The organism is Paenibacillus sp. FSL R10-2734 (genome assembly GCF_037963865.1).
Classification (GTDB): Bacteria; Bacillota; Bacilli; order Paenibacillales; family Paenibacillaceae; genus Paenibacillus_AQ.
Genome location: NZ_CP150170.1, coordinates 145,771 through 171,178, shown reverse-complemented (window position 1 = coordinate 171,178; position 25,408 = coordinate 145,771). Strand labels below are relative to the sequence as shown.

Genomic DNA, 25,408 nt, shown 5'->3' with positions numbered 1-25,408 from the left:
TATTGCAGATGTTATTATCTGGGTATTTGTTCTAGCGTTTGCCTTATCCTGTCTTATACCGTTAGTCAATTTAGTAGCCATCTCTTTCAGTGATAATGCGGCGGCTTCTGCAAATCTTGTAAGTATATTCCCAGTTAATCCGACGTTTAGTTCATATGAAAAATTATTGTCTGACAGCCAATTTTGGCGTTCATTCATGATCTCTGTAGAGCGGGTAGTATTAGGTCTGTTTGTGAATATGGGACTGATGATTCTTACAGCCTATCCATTGTCTAAAAGCTCACGAGTATTCACGGGTCAGAAGATATATATGAATCTCGTTATCTTCGCAATGTTATTCTCAGGCGGATTGATTCCAACCTTTATGGTAGTCAAAGAGCTTAATCTTTTAGACTCCATCTGGTCATTGATCTTGCCGGGTGCTGTACCGATAGGGAATGTTATCTTGCTGATGAATGCATTCCGTGCTGTACCAAAATCTCTAGAGGAAGCTGCGAATATAGATGGAGCTTCTCAGTGGAGAATATTAGGTACAATTTATCTTCCGATAGTATTACCTACGCTCGCAACCGTTACACTCTTTACCATTGTGGGCCATTGGAATGACTACTTTGGAGCCCTGGTATACATTAATAAAACGGCGAATTATCCATTGCAAACCTATATCCAACAGCTCAGCGTTGAGGTTCAGAACATTACAGATCCTGAAAAATTAATGGAGTTAGCAAAAGTTTCGAATAAGACTTTGAACGCTGCTAAAATCGTAGTTTCCACGCTGCCATTATTGTTGATTTATCCGTTCATGCAAAAATATTTCGTTACAGGGATTGTCGTTGGTTCGGTTAAAGAGTAAATATTAGTAGATAGCCGCTATGAGGTTTCATAGCGGTCTACTATTTTCAAGTAGGAGGCTTACAATGAATAGTAATCAAGTTCATACATCAATTTTGGATGAAATGAAGACATTTGTCTCTCAAGAAGCCAATCGGCATATTTCATTTACGAATAAAGAGGCAGCATTTTATTTTACGCAATCCCATCATACGGATCATGTGGAACATGCATTTTTTGAGGGACTTAATATCGCTAAGAATAGAATTTTCGGTGGATACACTTTATTCGTAGGTGAGCAGAAGCTAGACAATCTACAATCTGAAGTCTGGGCCTATCCTTATAAAATGGTACGTAAGCATGGGGATCTGACAGAAGAGCTGTGGTTGTTGGATTATCATAATCTATTAGAAATTAGTCTCGCTAATGCGAAGGAAGCCATAGGCATTACTTTAAGGGGAGAGAATGTCAGCTATATAAACCAACAAGATCATATCGCGTTCTTTAGCCCTATCGAGGGAGATTGGGTGATTGCAGTTAGTGCTATCAACCTTTCACCTTTGCACATGGATAATGAAGTTCTAATTGCCGATGCAAACGCTGAGGGGTATTATATCGCTGCAGGTAAGACGTCCGAAGAAGCAGCAAGCTTAATCCTTAAAGCTAGACAAGATATTAGCACTTTGAAGAATGAACGTGTTAAGCGGATGGAAGATTTCTTACACCACAATGCCCATCTTACCAGCAGTGATGATACGTTTACTTTAGCTATGAATTGGTTGAACATCACAATGGATCAGTTAGTTACCAGACAGCAAGGTGATGGTATCTATGCAGGGCTGCCATGGTTTAACGAATATTGGGGACGGGATCAATTCATAGCGCTTCCGGGAGCCGTGCTAGTTACAGGGCAATTCGAAACGGCTAGAAATATCTTGCTGTCATTCGCAGAATTTCAGAATACGGACGAAGACTCTAAATACTTTGGTAGAATTCCAAATATCTTGTCTCCTGGAAAGGTGGATTACCATACAACGGATGGTACGCCGCGATTTATTATTCAGTTGCAGGATTACGTTAAATATTCAGGAGATACCGCGATCATTAGAGAGCTTTATCACAATGTACAATATAGTATTGAAGGCTCCATAAAATATTGGGTTGATGATAAAGGGTACCTGAAGCATGCAGATAATGAAACTTGGATGGATGCCCGGGATGGCAATTTGGAGTCTTATTCTCCTCGGGATACCCGTGCCAATGACATTCAAGCACTTTGGTATAACCAATTGCTTGCTGGTGTTTATTTTGCTGAATATATGGATGACAAGGTGAATGCTGATAAATGGAAGGGCATTGCTGAAACCTTGAAGCATCATTTTGATGTCGATTTCCGTGATCAAGCTCATCCTTATTTAGCAGATAGACTGGACGCAGAAGACCAGCCTGAATTCTCCCTACGACCGAACCAGTTATTTGCTTTTGAAATGTTTGATGATAACGATTTTAAGGCTAGAGCGATTCGTACCGCGTGGGAAGAGTTGGTCTATCCATGGGGCGTTGCTTCGCTAGATAGACATCATCCATTGTTCCGCCCGTTTCATTTAACTCCTCATTATCCGAAAGACGAGGCTTACCATAACGGTGCGGTTTGGATTTGGCTTAATGGTATTGCGATGCAGCGTATGATTGAAGCGGGGCAGGAAGAAACCGCCTATCAGCTATTCAAGAATATGAACTGGCAAGCCTTGAATTTAGGTGTTGTTGGTGGTCTTAGTGAGAATATGGATGCTTACCCGCAGGAAGGTGAGAGCTGGGCGAAGTTAACGGGTGCATACCTACAAGCTTGGTCTAATGCTGAGCAGCTGCGTGTGTGTTATCAATATTTCTTAGGGATCCGTCCAGACCTGATTAACAATACACTGACAATTGCTCCAAGAATTCCGCAAGAGCTTGAATCCTTGGTCTATGATGTGAATATAGGGAATGGAAGCATTAAAGCTACATATAACCGTGGACTTGTAGCAACATACTCCTATACATTCAAGAATGTGGGACTGGAAGTTAGGATCGATGTGTCTCCTTTTGAAACGGTGTCGCTTGAAGTTAAGCCAAATATGAAACTTGTTGTAAGACAAGATGATCATATACTGGCAGCTACTTTATATGATGAGAATCATCAAATGCTCAAGGAGATTCAGTCCGGGCTATGCGAATCACGTGTGATGCGCAATGAGCGGAATAACGAGTTATTGAACGACGTTAAGTTTGCAAAGCCGCTAAGCTTGGACAATCACCCTTGTATAAAGCTGTAGACCAAATAACCTCTAACCCATCCTCAGGATGCTGTTAGAGGTTATTTTGGTAGTCTATGACAGAGGAGATTTGCTGTTCAAATTCAAAAGATGCTCGAGCCCTGCCGCAACCCCATCTTCATCATTAGTGACGGTAACAAATTCAGCCATTTCCTTCAGAATCGGTGCTGCGTTAGCCATGGCAATTCGGTAGCCAGCCACCTCGAACATCGGTTGATCATTATAGCTGTCACCCATTACGGCTACATCTGTTAGCGGGATACCGTAGTGGTCGGCGAGCATAGTTACACCGGAGCCTTTGTTGGCGTCCTCATGGTTAATTTCGATATTATTTACATGGGAGGCCGTAATGATCAAACCAGGGATCGCGGCGAAGCGGGTAGAAGCTTCCTTGAGCAGTTCCCGATTTAGAGAAAAAGCTAACGTTTTATAAATGACATTTTCCTCTTTACTCCAGATCTCTTCCATACTCTCGACGTAAGTTACAGCCGCTTGTTGAAACTGCTGATCGATCATTGCTTTTAGCAGCCAGCTGACTTCCTCGGGTACTTCTTCTTCGCTTAGTGCAGATAATTTCTCTAATCTTACCCGTTTGTTTAGTTCCACATATACGTTGTCCTCTGTGTACACCTCGTAATACAAATCCGGAATTTCGTTCATCCAGCGTAACGCAGGAATGATGTCTTCCTTATTCAGCGGTTTACTTGCTGCGAGCGTGCGGTCAGACAATGTGACCACTGCGCCATTCAGACTGACTACAGGGCATTCCAGATCTGCCAGCCGCAGCTGTCGTTCCGCTTCCATAAAAGAACGTCCCGTAGCAATAATTACGATGTGACCTAAATTTTGAGCGTTTATAATTGCCTCACGGTTCTTTGGGCTAATTTTTCCTTCTTCATTCAGCAATGTTCCATCCATATCTAAAGCAATCAGCATAGAGTATGAGCTCCTTATCCAGTCATAGTTGTGCCCTTCGCGGGCCAATGAAAACGTTACTTGTATCTTATCATTAATATTCTGAAAACCAAAAACACCTTTTCATGCTTATTATAATCGTATATTTTTAGAAAATAGTTCAGTCGTGGTACAATAGTTGTCAAACTAATCGACTAGCCGAGTTTATCGTCAGTTCATGTTCGGAAGACGTGATCCGTCGATATTTTTCCTGCGTAAGGATATCGGCAGCTGTATATGTAAGGGGGACTAATCGTGAGATCCAAAAACTTGGCCACCATGTCACTCGCCTTTATGGCATGTGGGTTTCTGATTACACTATTTCTACCTGAAAATCTCGCTGTAATTTTACTAAGAGGCGGATTTGAAGCTGGTCTGGTAGGAGGGATTGCCGACTGGTTCGCGGTAACCGCGCTGTTCCGCCATCCGCTGGGTCTGCGTATTCCGCATACCTCACTGCTGCTCAAGAATCGTGATAAGCTTATCCATTCGCTAATCACTGCTATGGAGACTGAGCTGCTGAACAAAGAGAGTATTGAGAACAAGCTGCGCAAGTTTGGCATTATGTCTATGGGTTCCAAGCTGCTGACGAAGTTCTTCAGCAGGAAGAAGGCAAGAGCCCAAATACTGGAGCAGCTTAGCGAATTCGTGTCACGTCTTCCGGTAGAGAAGGCTGTGCCATTCCTTCAAAAGGCAGCCTCCGAATATATTCGTGAAGCCGAGCTTGGGGTTGCGGCTGATAAAATTGTCACTAAATTGATGAACGATGGTAAAGATGTAGCTGCTCTGGACTATGCGCTGGAAGGTGTATCCAATTGGAGTGGGCGGCCTGAAACGAAAGCTATGCTGGGTAAAATCGCCAGTGAGAAACTGGCTGAAGTGAAACTCGGCGGACTTAAAGGTATGGCTTTTCAGGCTTTCGTTGGGTTCATGGATGCGGATATGCTTGGTGAAATGCTGCAGGGCATGCTGCAGTCCGGTATTCGCGATTTTCGTGAAGAGGATAGCCCTTATCGTGAAGAGATTATCCGAGAAATTCGGGTGGCGCTGTTCCAGATTGTTAATGATGAGGCTAGAATGACATCTGTGAAAGAATGGGCACTCAATGAGCTAGAGGGAGAAGCGGCAACCGCTTTTCTGCATACTCAATTGGAGAATATACGCAGCAAGGCACTCTCCTTGTTGGAAGAGGACCAGGCAGCTGGTGGACGTAAGCTGCTTGCACTATACACCCTGCTTGTGCGCCGAATTAGCAAGGAACAAGAATGGATCGGTAGCTGGGAGGAGCGGATTCGCGCTTCATTAATTGCATTTGTAGAGGCTAACCACTACCGAATCGGTCTGTTGGTGAAAGAGAATCTGGACAGCATGGATGATGCTAGTCTAGTGAACATGCTGGAGGATAAAGTGGGTAAAGATCTTCAGTGGATTCGCGTTAACGGCGCCTTATGTGGTTTTGTTGTAGGAATTGTACTTACGATTGTTCAATTTATTTAAATTAAAGTAGTCCGTCTCCAGTGATTGGGGACGGACTATTTTTTTGTGAAACGATTTCTAGTGTTGTAGTAAAGCGGCTTGATACAGCCGCTCCAAATCGCTTGCTGTCCGCTGCCAATTGAAGACTTCAAGCGCATCCGCTCTTCCTTGTTTCCCAATGGTTGCTACTAACTCCGGATTGCGGCCTACTCGCAGCAAATCTCTGGCAAAGGGCAAGGACTCACGATATCGTTCCACCAGATATCCGTTATGCCCGGAGACGATGATCTCCCGGATACCGCCATTGCTAGAAGCGATGACCGGTAGTCCCGAGGCCATGGCCTCTACATTTACAAGTCCAAAGGATTCATGATTCTGAGAAGGGCACACAAAGCAGTCCGCTGCTTGATAAAGGGTATGAATATCATCATGAGCTACATTCCCTAGGAAGGAGACGGACACTCCTAGTCGCCGTGCAAGTAGCTTCAGCTGTCGCACATACGATGGTTTCCCTTTGCCTGCAATTACAAGATGAGCGGGGAGATGCTTATTTAAATGGTACATAGCACGTATCAATACGGGCACCCCTTTGCGGGGAATGACTCGACCGACGAACAAGACGGTAAAGGCCTTCGGAAGTCTGTAAAGTCTGCGAAGATGGTATTTTTCCTGCGAATTTACAGGAGTGAAACGTTCAAGATCTGCTCCGAGCAGGACAATACAGATTTCTTTGTTCAACTGAGGGAAGCGCCGGGTTAGTCTTCGTTGTAGAGAGTGGCTGTTCGCAATGATCAGATCTGCACTAGCCAAGGCGCTAGCAGCCTTAACTGTGCCCGGTGTGAATGTAAGAGAATGCAGAAAGAGAAATACCGGAATATGAGGGAGCCGTTTCTTTACAGCAGACATAAGGTGAGGGCGATTATCGACCTGAATCATATCAAATGGCTCATTCTGAATGTAGTCTAATACCGAAGTACGATAGTGGACGGGAGAACTTGCGGGCAGCCGAATGATTCTGACCTTCTCCAATATTGAGACATCGGGCAGTTCCGGCGTTCTCCGGCTCACGATGGTAACCTTATGTCTCTCAGCCAGTCTTCTGGCAATGGCCCAAATGCAAATTTCTACTGAACCGTCCCCCGGAACCGGGAGCTGCTCCGGTGCAATAATACAAATATGCATGGTTCATGCCTCCTCTGATCCGCTAATGGTTATCCTCTTCCACCATATGCAGCTTAGTAAATTGGAGATACATCTGAAAGCGGAGAGGGCGTTCACCCCATTCCATTCACATAGTCGAAGCATAAAATACTAAGGCTAAGCAAGGCTGTGATCATTATTTGAGTGATAGGGGAGAGGGCAATTGGGAACAAAGTTAAAGTCTGCGTTGACCAGCAAATGGATTAAAACCAAGGTGCTCATGCAAAGTTCCGAGATTTCACCGCTCATTCCAGAGACTGTGAAGTTTAATAAAGCAAACTTAAAGACGATGCTGTTGAAATATGGGATGATTTACGTTAAACCTGAACATGGCACCTATGGTAATGGTGTGATGAAGGTTGAACAGAGTAAGGATTCTCATGGAATAGAATACAAATATCAAAGTGGAACAAAGATAAAGACCTTTGGAGCCTATGACAGCTTTTATTCATCACTCAAGAAAGCAACACGCAGACGTAGTTACTTGATTCAGAGAGGCATTGTTTTGCTGAAGCACGGAAAGCATCGCTTTGATATTCGTGTTATGGTTCAGCTCAGTCCGCGTGGCAAATGGGAAAGTACCGGATTGATCGGCCGAGTAGCTGAGAAAGGCAAGATTGTTACCAATTATCATAACGGTGGTACGCTAATGTCTATGGAGAAGCTACTGTCACCTTATTTGAACGATGCTCAGCAAGCTCAGATGCTTAGGATATTGAGAAAGCTAGGTGAGGATACCGGACGTTTCTACCATAAGAAATATCCTGGGTTTAAACAGATTGGTGTAGATGTAGGATTAGATAACCATATGACGCCTTGGATTATTGAAGTGAATACAAGTCCAGATCCGTATATTTTCAAACATCTTCCTAATAAAAGCATGTATCGCAAAGTGATGGCTTATCGTAGAGCAAATATGAAGAAAAAGTCTACTAGCTAATTTGCTTCTTCGTATTAGTAATGACAAGGGAAACCTTTTGTTCGAGTTCAATTATTTTTTGTTTGTGGGTTGCGATTTGACGATAATCGGAGACCAGTGAAGATAGGGATTGGTTGGTAAACGTAAGATTTTGTTTACGAATCGCTGCTTTAAAGTCCGTCCAATCTGCCGAAACACGTTTGTTTAACGAGGTGATCACGCTCTTGTTAGATTTGATCGTGATTTGAGGACTTTCAATGCCAGATAAGGTTTTGCGAGCTTCGGCTATCTTTTGGGTACGTGTCTTTTTCGCTGCGTTCAGCTGATTCTGCTTGTTGCTGATCTCTTGGCGTGCTAACTGAACCAAGACTTTCATAGCATCACCTTGGGCACGCAGTACGGTGTTCAAGGTCTTATTCTTAAGACCCTTGGCGATACTAATTCGCTTAGTAAGTGCACTATACTGGTCGAATAAAGGCTGGTAGCGTTGCTTACTGCTCTTAACGGAGGCCTCTAATCGGGCTACTGCTTCAAGATCAATCCCTTTAATTTGTTGACGTACAACAATCAGAGCTTGCTCATTATTGTAGTGAAGGTTTCGGATCTGCTCCTCGCGCAGATCATACTGCAGCTTTAAGGTGGATAAATCATTGTACAGAGTAGTCAGCTTAACCCTGGAAGAACCTTCTGCTGTCGCGGCCGTCAGATCAAAGGCTGATTTAATAGAGGGGGTTAATTCTGTCGTAGATGCAGCAATAGCACCTGATGATGTGCTTAGCAGTAGCAGGACCGTCAGCAGTAGTAAGGGCACTGATTTTAATGTTTTCATTTATTTTCCTCCTATTGTCATAACCTAATGGCAACAAAAAAAAGCACCCGTAGTAAAGGCAAAAGCCTTTATTACGGGTGCTTCCAGCGTAATAGGTCACGAACGATATATTTGTTTTAATAATAGTTGGCTCGTGCCATACAGTCAATATTTAAAATCAAATTATTCCCTATTCAAAATAATACGCAGAACATTTCTTTACTCACTTCTCTTATCGTATACTGAACTAAGAAGGGAATCGAGGGGTGCAACGTTCGCAACAAAGGAGGTCTGGCGTAGATGGATAACTCGGTAGAATATAGTGCAATGTTGGAACATGCATTTATGAGGTCCCCAGAGGGAATGGCCGTACTATCTCTGAATAACGACAATTGCCACTGGCTGAAGGTCAATCCGGCTTTTTGTAATCTACTTGGCTTTACGGAAGCCGAGTTTCTTGCTGGGGCTATTTTTGCAGAAATGGAAGATAGGCAGGCTCATTCGAAAGGGTTGTCATATAGATTGGTAATGGACGAGCTTCAGAATTCGCCAGTGGGGAGCTGGAAGAAGGAAGAGTGCTTTCTTAATAAAGTGGGCCAGCCGGTATGGCTTTCCCTAATGTTCTCAGGATTTGGGGCAGCAGGACAAGCCCCTTCAAATATTATTGTGTATGCCGAAGATATTACGGACCGAAAGTTTGCAGATCAACAAATGGCAGATCATCGAGACTATCAGCAGCAGATGGAGGAACAAATTCATCAAAGCGAACGCAATTATAATTTGATGTTCGAGAACTCACTGGATTTAATTACACGTTTCACAGTAAAAGATAGTATCTTCTTGTATTGCTCTTCGGCTAGCCGTACTCTGCTTGGCTATGAGCCTGAGGAGTTGGTTGGCACCAGCGCACATAGTTATCTTCACCCGGATGATTTTGTTATGTTACCGAGTGTAATGGAGACGAGCCGGAGCACTGGCGTTATTCCGGTTATATCTTACCGTTATCGCCATAAGAATGGTAGTTACATCTGGTTTGAATCAAACAGTCGCTACATCTATGATCATGACGGAAATGTAGTGGAGATTATAGCGATTAGTCATGAAATTACGGAGAGAAAGCAGTTTGAATTTAAGATTCAGGAGAATGAGCAACGTTATAAATCCTTGTTTGAATATAATCCCTCTGCTGTGTATTCTATGAATTTACAAGGGGATTATTTAACAGCTAATGCGAATCTGGAGAAGCTGACTGGGTATTCGCTGGATGAACTGATCGGTATGTACTTTGGTCCCGTTGTGCATGAGAAGGACATGGAGAAGACGCTGTATCATTTTAATTTAGCCGCTAAGGGATATCCCCAAAGTTATGATCTGACGCTTACTCATAAAGACGGCCATCTTGTAGAGATTAATACCACTAATATTCCGATCATTGTAGACGATCAAGTGGTTGGTGTATACGGTATTTCTCGTGACATTACGGAACGCATAAGATATACAGAACAAATTGAAAAGCTTAGCAACGAGTATACCCTTATATTAAATGCGGTTTCGGAGGGTATTTTTGGACTCGATACGGAGGAGAAAGTGACCTTCATCAACCCTGCAGGTTTGCATATGCTCGGCTATGAACATGATGAGATCATGGGCCATTCCTATCTGGATCATATTCAGCAGACAGTGCTTGATGGGATCCATTATCGGCCGGAGGAGTCTCCACTTATGAAGGCCATTAGGTCCGGGGGATCTTATCAGAGTAAGGATGCGGTCTTGTGGCGTAAGGATGGTACAAGCTTTCTTGCGGAGTACCATGTAACCCCTTTATTTGATAAAGGTGAACACAAGGGCGTTGTAGTAGTGTTCAGGGATATTACAGATGAGAAGGAAATCATTCGTGCGAAGGAATCTGCGGAAAAAGCGGATCAGGCTAAATCTGAGTTTCTAGCCGTTATGAGTCACGAAATACGCACACCTATGAACGGCATAGTGGGGATGACGGATCTGCTTGCAGAGACGGAACTGGATGAAGAGCAACGTGGGTATACAGATATTATTAAGGAGAGCAGTAGTTCTCTTCTATATATTCTGAATGAAATTCTTGATTACAGTAAAATTGAGGCCGGAAAAATGATGATCGTACATGAGCCCGTGCATCTTCGAGTAGTGCTGGACAGTGTAACGGATTTATTTACGGCTAAGGCTTTGGAAAAAAATATCGAGCTGTCCTACAGCATGGCCCCAGGAGTTCCAACATTCATTATGGGAGATGCAGGACGACTACGTCAGATATTGGTCAATCTGGTCAGCAATGCGATTAAATTTACTGATCGGGGCAGTGTCTGTATTGACGTGGAGCAGAAATTGTCCGCAGATGCAAAGAAATCGACTTTGAAATTTAATGTCAGAGACACGGGGATAGGGATTCCTTTAGAGAAGCAGCATCAGCTCTTTCAATCGTTCTACCAGTTGCACTCCTCGTTTAATCGTAAGTATGGCGGGACGGGGTTAGGGCTGGCCATTTGCAAGAAGCTCGTCGAGCTGATGGGTGGAGCAATTGCGGTGGAGAGTAGCGAGGGAGAAGGCTCCAATTTCTATTTCACGCTACAGATTAATCCTGAAAGTAGATATGAAGGTGATGGGGATGAAATTGCTCAGACAGAGTGGGAATCCACACAGGAAATGGAATCCGGATCTGATTCAGAGATACAAATGGATGCTGACGCAAATGTGATTTTACTCCCGGAAGGTCCTGTCTCTTCAGCGTTTAATTCGGAGCCTTCAAGAGGTGATCCATCCTGATGAAGCATAAAAAGTCCAGTCTCAGTAACAAACTAACAGTGGATCCATATACACAGTGGGAGGCTGGGGTTGCATCCCCGTCTTCTGCCTGTGGACCGGCGACGATGGCGGCTTTAACCGAGTATTGGAATACCCAGCTAGGAATGGACTTTATTCGTGGAAAAGGTCATTTTCACTCCAAAGCTGCTCATATTAATTACATATACAGTCATCACGGAGGGACCCGTTTGGGCATGGGTACACGCCGCTTTGTAAAGGGAATGACAGCTTATATCAACGCTTCAATCTCGCCGAAAGAGCAGCACAAGCTATCTATCACTACTTTTAACGATTTTGATGTGTATAAAGCGGAGATTGATGCCGGCCGGCCTGTAGCCATTAAATTTGATAAATGGTTTAATTTTCGGTGGAGAGGGAAATTTGTTTACGACTACCACTGGGTACTCGGAATAGGATATGAGTTCCCTGATCATGGAGATCGTCCAATCCTTATCGTTCAAGACAATGGTGTGAGATATAAGGACGGTAAGATTGCTCTTTGTAAGGAACGACATATTCCATATTTTGTGAATAAAGACATCATTACGATGGTGGGAATGAATATCTTAGTACCTCCTAGTTAATCGTGATTTGGCTAGGAGATTGTCCTGAAAAAATGATCTAATTTTTGTGAGTCCAAACGTTTGCACAAAGTAGAGGATCATACTATAATCCAGTTAATAACTGGAAAAGGGGATAGGTGCTTTGTCCGTACAAAAGGAAATGAAGGAACCCATATATTATGGTGATCCTGCAACTACTAAAGGTATTTCCGTGTTCGCTCAAGAATTTGATCAGTTGTTCAGCTATGACGGGGATGACCTGGGGCTGACATATTCACCGGCCAGTTCATCATTTTGCTTGTGGGCTCCTACGGCTCAGGAGGCAGAGCTAGCAATCTATGATTCGTGGCAGGGAGCGGCGGAGTGCAAATATGCTATGAATCGCGATATCCGGGGAACGTGGAGAGCAACAGTTGAGGGTGATCTGGATGGAAAATTCTATACCTACCGAGTGCGTCTAGGTGAACAGTGGAATGAAGCAGCTGATCCTTACGCACGGGCTGTTGGCGTGAACGGAGACAGAGGTGCTATTCTAGATTTGCGCAAGACAGACCCTGAGCGGTGGACGGAAGATAAGCCGCCGTTTGAGGATCCTGTGGACGCCGTTATTTATGAACTTCATTTGCGGGACTTATCCATTCATCCGGCAAGCGGCATGGCTCACAAGGGACAATATCTCGCCTTGGCGGAAGAAGGAACTCGCGGACCTGAGGGGATTCTTACCGGACTAGATCATATCGCAAATCTCGGTGTGACCCACGTGCAGCTATTGCCTATTTATGATTATTCAACAGAGAGTGTAGATGAGACGAAGCTGGATGAACCGCATTTTAACTGGGGCTATGATCCGAAGAATTATAATGCTCCTGAAGGCTCCTATGCTACGGATCCGTATGTGCCCGGACTACGCATTCAAGAGCTAAAAACAATGATTCAAGCGCTTCATGATCGGGGACTCCGTGTCATTATGGATGTTGTTTACAACCATGTGTACGACGGATATCGCGTGAATTTCACCAAACTAGTTCCTGGCTATTATTTGCGTTATAAACAAGACGGGAGCCTGTCAAATGGCTCTGGCTGCGGGAATGACGTGGCTACAGAACGCTTGATGATGTCTCGCTTCATCGTGGAGTCTGTAGTTTATTGGGCCAAGGAATACCATATCGACGGCTTCCGCTTTGATTTGATGGGCTTGATGGATGTCGATACGATGCGGGAAACTCGGCGGCGTCTGGATGGAATAGATCCATCCATCATGACGATTGGTGAAGGCTGGATGATGGGAACAGAGCTGCCGATGGAACGGCTCGCGCATCAGAAGAATGCTGCTGTTATGCCGGGAATCGGACATTTTAATGATGATTTCAGGGATGCCATCAAAGGAAATATCTTCTTATACGATCAGCCGGGCTTCATCAGTGGAATGATAGGTCTGGAAACTGCGATCAAGGCAGGGGTTGCGGGAGGCATTGCCTTCAGTCCAGGGATTAAGCAATTTGCCGTGGAGCCTCAGCAGAATGTTAATTATGTAGAGTGCCATGATAATCATACGTTATGGGATAAAATAGTATTGTCCACCGAGGGTGTGACGGACACTGAGCGCCGCTCCATGCATAGGCTAGCTTCTGCGATAGTGTTCATGAGCCAGGGAATTCCTTTTATCCATGCAGGTCAGGAATTTATGCGTACGAAGAACGGGGTAGAGAACAGCTATAAATCCTCGGTCGAGATCAATCGTATGGACTGGGAATGGTGCGCAGCACATCAGGAAGATGTAGCATATATGAAGCAGCTAATTGCACTGCGTAAAGCGCATCCGGCCTTCCGTATGCGAACGGCAGACGACATTCGGAACCATCTGGTTTTTGAAAAAGCACCGGCAAGTGCAGTAGCTTACACGCTGCGTGGCCATGCTGGAGGAGATGCAGCGAAGCATATCTATGTTCTTTTTAATGCGAATGCTGAACAGACCACTGTGGTTCTGCCGCAGCTTGGAGCGTGGAAGACGATCTTTGGAGCTGATCTTACGCAGGAACTGACTGGTAATAAGCTAACTGTAAATGGGATTGGGACTGTAGTACTGACGGCGAAATAGGTAGTCTTTTACAAAATAATTAGTGGGAAGCATGCGGAGTAATGTACTTAAATCAGGTACAGTACACTGTGTGCTTTTTTGTGTTTTTCAATTTCCTTAATTTGATTGTTTCATTTTACATAAAAAGGTGACATTACTCATTTTCGATGTGAAAATTGGATGTTAATATGAAGGCATTTACTTTGGCGCTTTAGAGTGGCATAAGAATAACAACAGACAATCATAGAGCGTATTTTTCTTTTTTAACGATTTAGAAAGTATATATCTGTGGGGATATTTAGAGAGGATGAAAGAGATGGGGAAAGCAACCGGATTTTTGGAATTTGAAAGGCAGACACCTTCGGAGTGTGAGGCGCTGGAGCGGATTAAGAATTGGAATGAATTCTCGATTCCTATGGATGAAGAGAAGCTGCGCGAGCAAGGGGCACGTTGTATGGACTGTGGTACGCCATTTTGTCATGTAGGACGTCTGTTGTCTGGTATGGCATCCGGCTGCCCTCTGCACAACTTGATTCCAGAATGGAATGATATGGTCTATCGCGGAAACTGGGAGATTGCGCTGAAACGCCTGCATAAGACCAATAACTTCCCTGAATTTACTGGACGTGTATGTCCAGCGCCTTGTGAAGGCTCTTGTACGGTAGGGATGAATGGCAAGCCTGTTACGATTAAATCGATTGAAAAGGCGATTGTAGATAGAGGTTTTGAAGAAGGTTGGATTGTGCCAGAACCGCCGCATACCCGCACAGGCAAAAGGGTAGCTGTAGTGGGTTCAGGTCCAGCAGGTCTAGCCTGTGCAGCTCAGCTTAACAAGGCGGGGCATACGGTGACCGTGTATGAACGGGCAGACCGGATTGGTGGTTTGTTGATGTATGGTATTCCGAACATGAAGCTGGATAAGAAGACTGTTCAGCGCCGCGTAGACCTGCTTTCGGCAGAAGGTGTTACATTCGTGACTCGTACTGAGATTGGGCGAGATATCTCGGCAGCACAGCTCAAGTCGGAGCATGATGCTGTGGTCTTGTGTGGCGGGTCCACGCAAGCACGTGATCTTCCTATAGAGGGTCGTGAGCTGCGGGGCATTCATCAGGCTATGGAGTTTCTAACATTGAATACCAAGAGCTTGCTGGATTCAGAGCTTGCTGATGGCGAATACTTGTCCGCAGCAGATAAGGATGTAGTTGTAATTGGCGGCGGGGATACAGGTACAGACTGTGTAGCAACGTCAATCCGCCACGGCTGTCGTAGTGTGACCCAGCTTGAGATTATGCCACAGGCCCCGCTGACACGTCAGTCTAGCAATCCTTGGCCAGAATGGCCAAAGGTTCTTAAGGTGGACTATGGTCAAGAAGAAGCGGCTTCGCTGTATAAAGAAGATCCACGTCGTTATCTAGTTTCGACGAAACGATTTGTCGGCGACGACAGTGGACATGTGCAGGAGCTGCATACCGTGCGAATTGAGTGGACTCGTAATGAACAGGGACGGATGGTTCCGGTGGAAGTACCAGGCAGTGAGGAAGTCCTAAAGGCGCAGTTGGTACTACTTGCATTGGGATTCACAGGTCCTGAAGAGACTGTACTAGGCGAGCTTGGAGTGGAACGTGATGAGCGTGGAAATGCCAAGGCGGAGTTCGGAGCACAAGCAACGAATGTAGAAGGTGTATTCACCGCAGGCGATATGCGCCGCGGGCAAAGTCTTGTAGTCTGGGCCATTGATGAGGGTCGTCAAACAGCCCGCGAAGTGGACCGATTCTTGATGGGATCATCGAATTTACCTTAAAATGTCAGAAAGTATATATAAGTGTTACACTATACTTTTTAGCACACGCCTCTTTGGGATGGGACGGACCGAGCGGACCTTATATCCTACGAAATGCATGTTTTAGTCGAGCTTACGGACAAATGTATGCGAAAAATTAAATACAATGTGCCGTCGGTAACGCAAACGAGCCGAATGTATGCGAAGAACCGAATACAATGTGCCGCCAGTAACGCAAACGAGCCAAATGTATGCGAAAAACCGAATACAATGTGCGGTCGGTAACGTAAACGAGCCAAATGTATGCGAAAAACCGAATACAATGTGCCGCCGGTAACGCAAACGAGCCGAATGTATGCGAAAAACCGAATACAATGTGCCGACGGTACCGTAAACGAGCCAAATGTATGCGAAAAACCGAATACAATGTGCCGCCGGTAACGTAAACGAGCCAGCGCCGTTATCCGTCCCCCACCCCTGCTGAAGCGGTGGATGTATTCCAGATCTTTAAAGGACCGAACCGTAGGTGAGGTTTTTCTTAGTGTAGAATCATATAGAGCAGGGCGTTCCTACTGGGAACGTCTGCTTTTGCGTTGCTGGCATATTCAAGGTTAAAATTGTAACCTAAGAACATGATCTACTTTAGTCGAAAAGGAGAATATATGATGAAGCTAATGTTTATTTCCGATATTCACGGATCTTTATTCTGGCTAGAACGGGCTTTGGAAAAAGTTGAGGAAGAACAGCCCGATAGTCTTGTTATCGTAGGAGACTTTTTATATCACGGCCCCAGAAACCCACTGCCGAAGGGTTATGACCCACAGGGAGTTGCTAATAAACTGAATGAATATAACACAAAGAAGCCCATAACGGCAGTACGCGGGAACTGCGATGCTGAGGTGGACCAGATGCTGCTGCAATTCCCGATGATGGGTGATTATGTCATGCTCCTGCATGAAGGCAGACGGATCTATGTTACACACGGGCATGGCTTTAGCATTGAGAATTTACCGGCACTATCCGAGAAGGATATCTTTATTCAAGGGCATACCCATATTCCGGTTGCGGATGTAAAAGAGGGAGTATATGTGCTGAATCCCGGCTCCATATCGCTGCCTAAAGAGAATAATCCGAATTCCTATGGTGTCCTCGAGGGTGGAGAATTCATCGTTAAGGATTTTGAGGGCAATGTGGTAAAAAGGATTGCACTATAAGCTCAGCTAGACCAGCTGTGACCTGAATTCCTTCCAACATTATTACTGTCCTAGGGAATTGAGCACTAGAACATATTATTGTATGATGAGGAAGGAGTTTCAAGGACAGACTGGCTCCAAATATAATAGTAAAGGTAGTTAACACATGAATCCTAAAGAATTGAACTATACAATGCCACCGGAATGGGGCAAGCATGAACGTACTTTTATCTCCTGGCCGGTGCAGGAATCCATGTGTTTCCCAGATAACCATGAGTCTGTGTGCCAAGGTTATGCGGAGATCATCACAGCTATTGCTGAGTTTGAACCGATCACGGTCATCGTTAACCCGGAGGACGTGGAAAGGGTCGAACATCTGGTCGGCGGACCGAATGTAACGCTACTGCCTATAGAGCATAGCGATGCTTGGCTGCGTGATAATGGGCCTACCTTTGTTGTTAATAAAGACGGTGCTCTGGCAGGCGTGAACTGGAAGTTCAATGCCTGGGGCGGTAAATATTCACCTTGGGATCTGGATGACGAAGTGGCTCCACAGATTCTCGAGCATTCGCAAGTCACACGTTTTGATGCGCCGCTTGTAATGGAGGGTGGCTCTATTCATACGGATGGAGAAGGCACCTTGATTACTACAGAAGAATGTCTGCTCAATACGAACCGCAACCCGGATTTGAAGCGCGAGGATATTGAAGAGTACGTGCGAAATTATACAGGTACAGAATCTATTATTTGGCTAAAGCGTGGTCTTAGTGGCGATGAAACCGATGGTCATGTAGATAATATCGCTTGCTTTGCTGCTCCAGGCCAAGTTATTATTCAGGTTTGCGAGGACCCGCAGGACGAGAATTTTGAGATCACACAGGAGAATCTTCGGATTCTGGAGAATGCCACAGATGCGAAAGGGCGCAAGCTGGAGATTATCAAGATTCAGCAGCCACCGCGGGTGGATCATGACGGCAGCCGTCTGACGCTTAGTTATTTGAACTTTTATTTCGTAAATGGTGGTATTATATTACCTGTGTTTGGCGGTACAGCGGTGGAAACAGATAAACTTGCCGAGGAAGTACTGGCTGGCTTGTTCCCGGACCGCAAGATTCGTACAGTTAACGGTATGGCGGTCATCACCGAAGGTGGTAATGTTCACTGCACCACGCAGCAAATGCCTGCTCAGCAATAATTGAAAGAAACTAAACGTCCAGAGGGACATTTATATACAAGGAGGACAGATACTTGAGAAATGTAAAAGTAGCTGCGACGCAAATGAGCTGTTCCAGCAATATTGATGAGAATATCAGCAAAGCCGAAACATTGGTTAGAGAAGCGGCGGCACAGGGAGCACAGATTATTTTGCTGCAGGAACTGTTCGAAACCCCGTATTTCTGCCAGAAAGAGAAAGCTGATTATTACGCGTATGCAACAGAGCTTGAGCATAACAAAGCGATTAATCATTTCAAAGCAGTAGCCAAGGAACTGCAAGTGGTACTGCCGATCAGTTTTTATGAGAAAAAGAACTACGCGCGTTATAACTCACTGGCTGTGATCGACGCCGATGGAACGATACTAGGTAAATACCGCAAGAGCCATATACCTGATGGCCCAGGCTATGAAGAGAAGTTCTACTTCAATCCGGGGGATACCGGCTTTAAGGTATGGAATACTCGCTATGCCAAGATTGGCATAGGGATCTGCTGGGATCAGTGGTATCCAGAGGCGGCTAGAGTGATGAGCCTGATGGGAGCAGAGATTCTCTTCTATCCAACAGCCATCGGATCAGAACCGCAGGATGGATCGATCGATTCCAAGGATCATTGGCAGACCTGTATGCTTGGACATGCAGCAGCTAACCTTATTCCAGTCATTGCCTCCAACCGTATCGGTGAGGAGATCGATGAAGATTCCAGCATTAATTTCTACGGCTCTTCGTTCATTGCAGGCCCGCAGGGTAACAAAATTGTTGAGGCTGGACGCGACGAACAAACCGTGCTGGTAAGCGAATTTGATCTGGATGCTTTGGAAGTCGGACGGATCGAGTGGGGCATCTTCCGTGATCGTCGACCGGATCTGTACAAAATGATTGGATCTTATGATGGGGATATTATAATTTAATAGAATTCACGGTTAAATGTGACTTAAGGCACTGCTAGAGAGGATAGAATTTCTGGCAGTGCCTTTTTTGGTATTGTGCTGTAAAAGTTTGGAAAAGTAGAATATTGCTATTTTATCAGGTATATTAGAAGAGTAAACCGTGATTCAGGGATCTACTATGAAAATTCTGTCGGATACGTGGAGAGGAGGCTCTGGGATATCTTTTGTTATCATAATCTAGCAGTGATAGAAGGAGAAAACGATGAGCACATTTAAAAGCTGGTTGAACACAACCAAAAACGGACTAACAGAACAAGTAAAGAAATATAAAAATAAAGATTTCATGAATGCGGTAGTTGCGGGCTGCGCCTTGGTTGCTGCTGCCGACGGTAAGATAGAAGAAGCTGAAAAGAATAAAATGGCTGGCTATATGAATATGAGTAATGAGCTAAAGGTGTTTGACATGAGAGACGTCATTACCCAGTTCAACTTTTATGTAAGTAACTTTGAGTTCTCACCAGAAATCGGTAAGCAGGAGGCACTGAAAGCAATTGGTAAGTTTACGGGCAAACCGGATGTGGGACGCGTAATTGTGGGTGTATGCTCAGCTATTGGATCAGCTGATGGTGATTTTGATGACAATGAAAAAGCGGTTGTACGGCATATTTGCGGTGTATTGGGATTAAACCCTGGCGAGTTCAGTCTATAAACGATGTAAAACCATATACATGATTTCGGATGAAACGTATTTAGTTCTTTAGCGTATCACTCATATAACATCCAAAAGCTAGACTAACAGATGGTGATTCTTTTAAGGGAATGGAGGTACGTAAAGTTGGCTGGAATTAATCTGGTAAAAGGTCAGAAGATTGACCTCACAAAAGGTAATGCAGGCTTATCTAACGTAATTGTAGGTTTAGGTTGGGATCCGGCTGAGCCGGCTCGAGGATTCTTCGGTGTGAAGAAACAGGCCAATGTGGACTGTGATGCTTCAGCACTGATGCTGAACGAGAATGGTAAGCTGATTAAGAAGGGTAACCTGGTGTGCTTCCATAATAAGCAAAGTCCTTGTAACTCTGTTATTCATTCCGGAGACAATCTTACGGGTGATGGAGCCGGAGACGATGAGCAAATCATGGTCAACCTGAATGCCATTCCTTCGGATGTGCACAAGGTTCTGGTGGTTGTGAATATTTATGATGCCACGAACCGTAAACAGGATTTCGGGCTGATCAAATCAGCTTATATCCGTGTGATGAATGCTGTAGGCAATAGTGAGCTGATCCGCTTCAATCTATCTGATAATTACAATGGCTATACAGCGCTTATTTGTGGGGAGCTTTACCGGCAAGGTGGAGAATGGAAGTTCGCCGCAATCGGTGAGGGTAGTCACGCGGCACATATCAATCAACTGGCAGAACGCTACGTATAATCCAAATAAAAGAAAAGAGGAATGTTATCATGGCAATTAATCTATCTAAAGGTCAAAAGATCGATTTAACAAAAACAAATCCAGGTCTGTCCAAAATTACAGTGGGTCTTGGTTGGGACACTAATAAATATGACGGCGGTAAAGATTTCGATTTGGACGTTTCCGTATTTTTGACTAATGCGAACAGCAAAGTTGAAAAAGAAACGAACTTCATTTACTTCAATAATAGACAGAACGAGAACGCTTCTGTTGTTCATACAGGTGATAACCGTACTGGTGACGGCGATGGTGATGATGAGCAGATTCAAGTAGATCTTCTGAGTATCCCAGCAGATGTAGAAAAGGTAGCTTTTACTATTACAATTTATGAAGCTGAAGCAAGAAGCCAAAACTTCGGACAAGTTTCTCGTTCTTATGTACGTATCGTAAATGATTTGAACAATGAAGAACTAATCCGTTTCGATTTGGGTGAAGACTTCTCTATTGAAACGGGCGTTGTTGTCGGCGAACTATACCGTCATGGTGCAGAGTGGAAGTTCAACGCAATCGGTAGCGGCTACAAAGACGGCTTAAGCGGTTTGACTCGCGATTACGGCCTACAATAAATCTTGTAGTTACACAGTGAACTGAATCTACTCACGAAAGAAGGTTATGTCAGTGACGATCAGTCTTTCCAAAGGACAGCGGATTGATCTTACCAAGACTAATCCAGGTCTGACAAAGGTAGTAGTTGGATTGGGCTGGGACACTAACAAGTATAGTGGAGGTCAAGATTTTGACCTCGATGCTTCAGCGTTTCTGCTTCATGAAGACGGCAAAGCTAAAGGCACGGATGATTTTGTATTCTATAACAATCCAACGGGTGGTTCAGGTTCTGTAACCTACACAGGAGATAACCGTACAGGAGAAGGCGACGGAGATGACGAGCAAGTACTCGTTGATTTCAGCAAAGTTCCTGCCCATATTCAGCGTATTGGTATAACCGTTACGATTTATGATTACGAAGCCCGTGCACAGAACTTTGGACAAGTCTCCAATGCGTTCGTACGTGTTGTGGATGCTGCGACGAGTCGTGAAGTGCTCCGTTTCGACCTAGGTGAGGATTTCTCAACTGAGACGGCAGTTGTATTCTGTGAATTCTACCGTCATGGTGCGGATTGGAAATTCCAGGCAGTAGGTAGTGGTTTTGGCGGCGGCCTCAGCGCATTGTGTAGAAATTATGGGCTGGACGCGCAATAGTATCTTCCGGGCGGGGTCATCACCGATCCTGCCCTTTTTTTAAAATATAAGAAAGTATAAGTTTCATATTTCTCATATTTCTCGCTTAAACGCTTACCGTCCTTATAAGGATGCCGAAAGCGTTTATACTTGATTAATTATGGATTCCTTACAAAGGACATGGAACAGATGCGAAGTATAACTCCACTTTGTGGGGTTATTTTACTCCATTTATAAAGGTGGCGTAAGAATGGGAATTAAAGTTGTCAAAGGACAAAAGGTGGATCTAACTAAAGGGAATCCGGGACTTGATTCTCTTATCATAGAGCTTGGATGGCAATCGCCATCTTCACTAGAGATCGATACTTCAGCGTTTCTGCTTGGAGCGCAAGGTAAAGTAAGCAAAGATGAGGATTTGATATTTTATAATAATCCGTCTACACCTTATATCAGATATAAGGAAGTGCCTACATCAAACAATCTCAAGCGATTTGAAGTGGAACTAAACAAAGTTCCTTCTGATGTAATGAAACTCGCATTTACACTTACCATTTATGATGGTGAGAAGCGAGCTCAAAGTTTTAGGCAGGTAAATCAGGCCTATTTTCGGATTCTGAATCAAGTGACAGGTGCGGAGCTCCTCCGATGTGATCTTGAAAATCATTTCTCCGTAGAAACGGCTGTTGTGGTAGGAGAATTATATAGATATAACGGCGAATGGAAATTTAGCGCCATTGCCGCGGGATTTGCTGGTGGTCTAAAGGAACTGTGTCGGAACTTTGGTATAGAAGCGAACGATGAGCCGGCACCGACGCCTGCTGCTCCACAGCCAGAGCTTAAACGTCAACCAGCACCACCGATAGCGGAGCCTAAGGTTCAGATTCCACCACCACCTGTAACACCTCCGCCGATCAATCTCAACCTGAAGAAGATCGAACTCAAGAAAAAAGGTGATTCGATCAACCTGAAGAAATCAGCTGGTGGTTTAGGCGAATTGCTAATTAACCTCAACTGGAATCAGAAACAAGGTGGAGGGCTTTTTAGTCGTAAAAACGGTGTGGATTTAGATCTTGCTTGTTTATATGAGCTGAAGAATGGTAGTAAGGGAGTAGTTCAAGCGCTAGGTAATGCTTTTGGCTCGTTAAACCAGCCTCCTTATGTCATGCTTGATGGAGATGATCGGACAGGCTCTGTAACAACTGGTGAGAATCTACGGATTAATGGTAGCAAAATTGCCGAAATAGAACGGATTCTAATTTTTTCTTTTATTTATAAAGGAGTTACCAATTGGTCGGAAGCTGACGGAGTTATCACGATTACCCAGAGTGATGGACCCGATATTATTGTTAATATGGACGAGCATAACAACCGTAAAGGCATGTGTGCAATCGCGTTATTCCGGAATGTGAATAACGAGACCTTCAGTGTTGAACGGCTGGTCCAATATTACAGTGGTCATCGCGAGATTGATGAGGCTCATGGATGGGGACTGCGCTGGGTTGCTGGCAGTAAATAAACGATTTTTCCGGAGGCGCAAGTGTAATGGATTGGTTCGCTGATTTTTTCAGGAATATTAGTGAGAACTACGGTCATTTTTTCTCATGGAGCGATGTTGTAGGTACGCTCTCTGACCCGGTTAGCTGGGGCATTATAGGCAGCTTAGTGCTGCTGGAAGGGCTGCTCTCTGCAGATAATGCGCTCGTGCTCGCCGTCATGGTGAAGCATTTACCTAAAGAACAACAGAAAAAGGCGCTTTTCTACGGAATCATAGGAGCTTATTTATTCAGATTTTTGGCTATTGGTCTCGGGACTTTTCTCATCAAATTTATGTTGGTTAAGGTTCTCGGTGCAGCTTATCTCTTCTACATCGCTTATGGCGGATTATTTAAGCGTGGTGGGGATGAGCATGTCGAGAATAAGGGGTTCTCTTTTTGGAAAACGGTGCTCCTTGTTGAATTGATGGATATTGCCTTCAGTATTGATAGTGTCATTGCTGCTTTTGGAGTTAGTAACGAGGTCTGGGTGCTCTTTATGGGCGGTCTAATAGGTGTTCTGATGATGCGGGGAGTAGCGCAATTATTCTTGAAGCTTATTGATAAAATCCCAGAGCTGGAGCGTGCGGCTTTTGCGCTGATTGCCATTATTGCTGGTAAAATGCTCGCAGGTGCTTTTGGATTTGAAATGCCACATGTATTATTCTTTTCGATCATTATTCTTGTATTCGGCGGTACGATAATCTACAGCGTACTGCGTAAGAAAAAAGAAGCCCATAGAAATGCTTGATTTTAAGGCTAGTTGAACAACAGCTGCTTTCAGGTAATCGTATATGTTTATAGCGTAGGCCTTCACTTATATATGAGAGAACCGGAGATGGTATAGCTGGTTCTGACACTCTCTATAGGAGAGGTCTACGCTTGTTTTGCTTGGCTTCGCAAAACTATAAGGGGGAACCATCTTGAGATACTTCGATTACCTGACGAAAGAACAAGAAATAGCCTTATTTTATAATCCGCCGATTTCATTTAACCATAATACTACGAGCAAGGATTTGCTGGCACATGCTGTTGGTGCTGCCCTTTATATGCCGGCAACTCGTGCTAGTGTTCCTGAAGACATTTTGAAGCTTAAAAGTGCAGGGCTTGTAACCGTTATTATTGATCTGGAGGATGCGATTGGAGATAACGAGGTTGACCATGCAGAGGAGTCTCTCATTCAGCATCTTATTTTCCTCGCTGCATATGCGGAGAATGAACCAGGTGGGAGCGATAGTCTTCCGCTTCTATTTATCCGAGTTCGTAATCCAGAGCAGCTACGGCAACTGATTTTTCGATTAGGATCTTTAATTACGATGTTAACGGGTTTTGTTTTTCCTAAGTTTTCGGTTGACAACGGAATCCAATATTTTGAGGCGATAGCCGATTACAATAGAACGCGCAGCTACTCAGACCCTGTGCTGTATGGCATGCCGATACTAGAAAGTGCGCCTATTATTTACCGAGAGAGTAGAGTAGAGAGTCTTTTATCTATTCGTAATTTACTAGGCAACTATCGCGAGTATGTGTTAAACGTTAGAATTGGAGCAACAGACTTCTCTAGTTTGTTCGGACTGCGCCGTAGTCCTGATATTAGTATCTATGATCTGACCCCTATTCGGGACTGCATATCGGATATTATTAATATATTTGGTAGAGTGGAAGAGGGGTATGTAATTTCCGGGCCAGTCTGGGAGTATTTTGCCAATAAAGGACATCGGGTGCTCAGGCCACAGCTGCGGCAGACCCCGTTTGAGGATACCTATGGTAAAAGCGGCCGCGACATGCGTAATAGTTACATTTCTAGCAGCATGGATGGACTTATTCGTGAAGTGATTTTGGATAAGGAAAATGGGATTTTGGGCAAGACGATTATACATCCCTCTCACCTCAGACCTGTTCAGGCCATGTATACGGTTATGCATGAGGAATATGTTGACGCCTGCAGTATCGTAGAGAGTAACGATGGTAGCCTTGGCGTCTTCAAGAGTCAATATTCTAATAAGATGAATGAGATCAAGCCGCATTTGAACTGGGCAAAACGAATTTTACTACGATCACAAGTATACGGGGTGTTACATGAACAACAGCATTTTGTCGGATTATTACCCGAAAACGAATTTACACACGTATAACATAGTCGAGAACCTGCAGGTCACGGTTACCGAA

At 44.4% G+C, this 25,408-nt stretch carries 21 protein-coding genes; 18 read left to right on the top strand and 3 right to left on the bottom strand.

Going from position 1 to position 25,408, the window contains the following annotated elements:
• Positions 1-166: 166 nt before the first annotated feature.
• Positions 167-853 carry a carbohydrate ABC transporter permease gene (locus tag NSS67_RS00715; RefSeq protein ID WP_339317879.1) on the top strand — a complete coding sequence of 229 codons (687 nt, stop codon included), beginning with the start codon at positions 167-169 and terminating at the stop codon, positions 851-853.
• A 64-nt stretch (positions 854-917) separates the two neighbouring features.
• Positions 918-3,146, top strand: coding sequence for an amylo-alpha-1,6-glucosidase (locus NSS67_RS00710; RefSeq protein WP_339317878.1), 2,229 nt, complete (start codon positions 918-920; stop codon positions 3,144-3,146).
• 54 nt (positions 3,147-3,200) lie between these two features.
• Here NSS67_RS00710 and NSS67_RS00705 read toward each other — a convergent pair whose 3' ends face one another.
• Positions 3,201-4,082, bottom strand: a complete 882-nt coding sequence (locus NSS67_RS00705) for a Cof-type HAD-IIB family hydrolase (protein WP_339317877.1) — start codon at positions 4,080-4,082, stop codon at positions 3,201-3,203.
• Between the two features lie 273 nt (positions 4,083-4,355).
• Here NSS67_RS00705 and NSS67_RS00700 point away from each other — a divergent pair, with 273 nt between their 5' ends.
• Positions 4,356-5,597, top strand: coding sequence for a DUF445 domain-containing protein (locus NSS67_RS00700; protein ID WP_339317876.1), 1,242 nt, complete (start codon positions 4,356-4,358; stop codon positions 5,595-5,597).
• A 57-nt stretch (positions 5,598-5,654) separates the two neighbouring features.
• On the opposite strand, the gene NSS67_RS00695 is transcribed toward NSS67_RS00700, so the two are convergent.
• Positions 5,655-6,758, bottom strand: a complete 1,104-nt coding sequence (locus NSS67_RS00695; protein WP_339317875.1) for a glycosyltransferase family 4 protein — start codon at positions 6,756-6,758, stop codon at positions 5,655-5,657.
• 181 nt (positions 6,759-6,939) lie between these two features.
• On the opposite strand from NSS67_RS00695, the gene NSS67_RS00690 reads away from it, so the two are divergent.
• Positions 6,940-7,716 (top strand): YheC/YheD family protein, encoded by a 777-nt coding sequence (locus tag NSS67_RS00690; RefSeq protein ID WP_339317874.1) that lies wholly within the window; start codon positions 6,940-6,942, stop codon positions 7,714-7,716.
• Here NSS67_RS00690 and NSS67_RS00685 read toward each other — a convergent pair.
• On the bottom strand, positions 7,709-8,524 hold the full coding sequence (locus NSS67_RS00685) for a hypothetical protein (protein ID WP_339317873.1): 816 nt from the start codon (positions 8,522-8,524) through the stop codon (positions 7,709-7,711). The two genes, NSS67_RS00690 and NSS67_RS00685, sit on opposite strands and share 8 nt — an antisense overlap.
• A gap of 279 nt (positions 8,525-8,803) precedes the next feature.
• Here NSS67_RS00685 and NSS67_RS00680 point away from each other — a divergent pair, with 279 nt between their 5' ends.
• The 14 genes from NSS67_RS00680 (at position 8,804) to NSS67_RS00615 (ending at position 25,374) form a co-directional block, all read left to right on the top strand.
• Positions 8,804-11,302: a PAS domain S-box protein gene (locus NSS67_RS00680; protein WP_339317872.1), complete on the top strand. Its 2,499-nt coding sequence runs from the start codon at positions 8,804-8,806 to the stop codon at positions 11,300-11,302.
• A complete protein-coding gene (locus NSS67_RS00675) occupies positions 11,302-11,925 on the top strand; it encodes a C39 family peptidase (protein WP_339317871.1) in 624 nt (207 codons plus the stop codon). Before NSS67_RS00680 ends, NSS67_RS00675 begins: the two co-directional genes overlap by 1 nt.
• 121 nt (positions 11,926-12,046) lie before the next feature.
• Positions 12,047-14,002, top strand: coding sequence for a type I pullulanase (gene pulA / locus NSS67_RS00670; protein WP_339317870.1), 1,956 nt, complete (start codon positions 12,047-12,049; stop codon positions 14,000-14,002).
• A gap of 295 nt (positions 14,003-14,297) precedes the next feature.
• Entirely contained in the window at positions 14,298-15,782 is a 1,485-nt protein-coding gene (locus tag NSS67_RS00665) for a glutamate synthase subunit beta (protein ID WP_339317869.1), read from the top strand.
• A 644-nt stretch (positions 15,783-16,426) separates the two neighbouring features.
• Complete coding sequence (gene yfcE / locus NSS67_RS00660; RefSeq protein ID WP_339320461.1) at positions 16,427-16,975, top strand: phosphodiesterase; 549 nt, start codon at positions 16,427-16,429, stop codon at positions 16,973-16,975.
• A gap of 145 nt (positions 16,976-17,120) precedes the next feature.
• Positions 17,121-18,149, top strand: a complete 1,029-nt coding sequence (locus NSS67_RS00655; protein WP_339317868.1) for an agmatine deiminase family protein — start codon at positions 17,121-17,123, stop codon at positions 18,147-18,149.
• 53 nt (positions 18,150-18,202) lie between these two features.
• Entirely contained in the window at positions 18,203-19,078 is an 876-nt protein-coding gene (aguB, locus tag NSS67_RS00650) for an N-carbamoylputrescine amidase (protein ID WP_339317867.1), read from the top strand.
• A 241-nt stretch (positions 19,079-19,319) separates the two neighbouring features.
• Positions 19,320-19,766: a tellurite resistance TerB family protein gene (locus NSS67_RS00645; protein ID WP_339317866.1), complete on the top strand. Its 447-nt coding sequence runs from the start codon at positions 19,320-19,322 to the stop codon at positions 19,764-19,766.
• 126 nt (positions 19,767-19,892) lie between these two features.
• On the top strand, positions 19,893-20,489 hold the full coding sequence (locus tag NSS67_RS00640; protein ID WP_060623831.1) for a TerD family protein: 597 nt from the start codon (positions 19,893-19,895) through the stop codon (positions 20,487-20,489).
• A gap of 29 nt (positions 20,490-20,518) precedes the next feature.
• Entirely contained in the window at positions 20,519-21,094 is a 576-nt protein-coding gene (locus tag NSS67_RS00635) for a TerD family protein (RefSeq protein WP_339317865.1), read from the top strand.
• A gap of 52 nt (positions 21,095-21,146) precedes the next feature.
• A complete protein-coding gene (locus NSS67_RS00630) occupies positions 21,147-21,728 on the top strand; it encodes a TerD family protein (protein ID WP_339320460.1) in 582 nt (193 codons plus the stop codon).
• A 229-nt stretch (positions 21,729-21,957) separates the two neighbouring features.
• Positions 21,958-23,223 carry a TerD family protein gene (locus tag NSS67_RS00625; protein WP_339317864.1) on the top strand — a complete coding sequence of 422 codons (1,266 nt, stop codon included), beginning with the start codon at positions 21,958-21,960 and terminating at the stop codon, positions 23,221-23,223.
• Positions 23,224-23,249: 26 nt separating this feature from the next.
• Positions 23,250-23,990: a DUF475 domain-containing protein gene (locus NSS67_RS00620; RefSeq protein ID WP_339317863.1), complete on the top strand. Its 741-nt coding sequence runs from the start codon at positions 23,250-23,252 to the stop codon at positions 23,988-23,990.
• A gap of 172 nt (positions 23,991-24,162) precedes the next feature.
• Entirely contained in the window at positions 24,163-25,374 is a 1,212-nt protein-coding gene (locus NSS67_RS00615; protein ID WP_339317862.1) for an HpcH/HpaI aldolase/citrate lyase family protein, read from the top strand.
• Positions 25,375-25,408 lie beyond the last annotated feature (34 nt).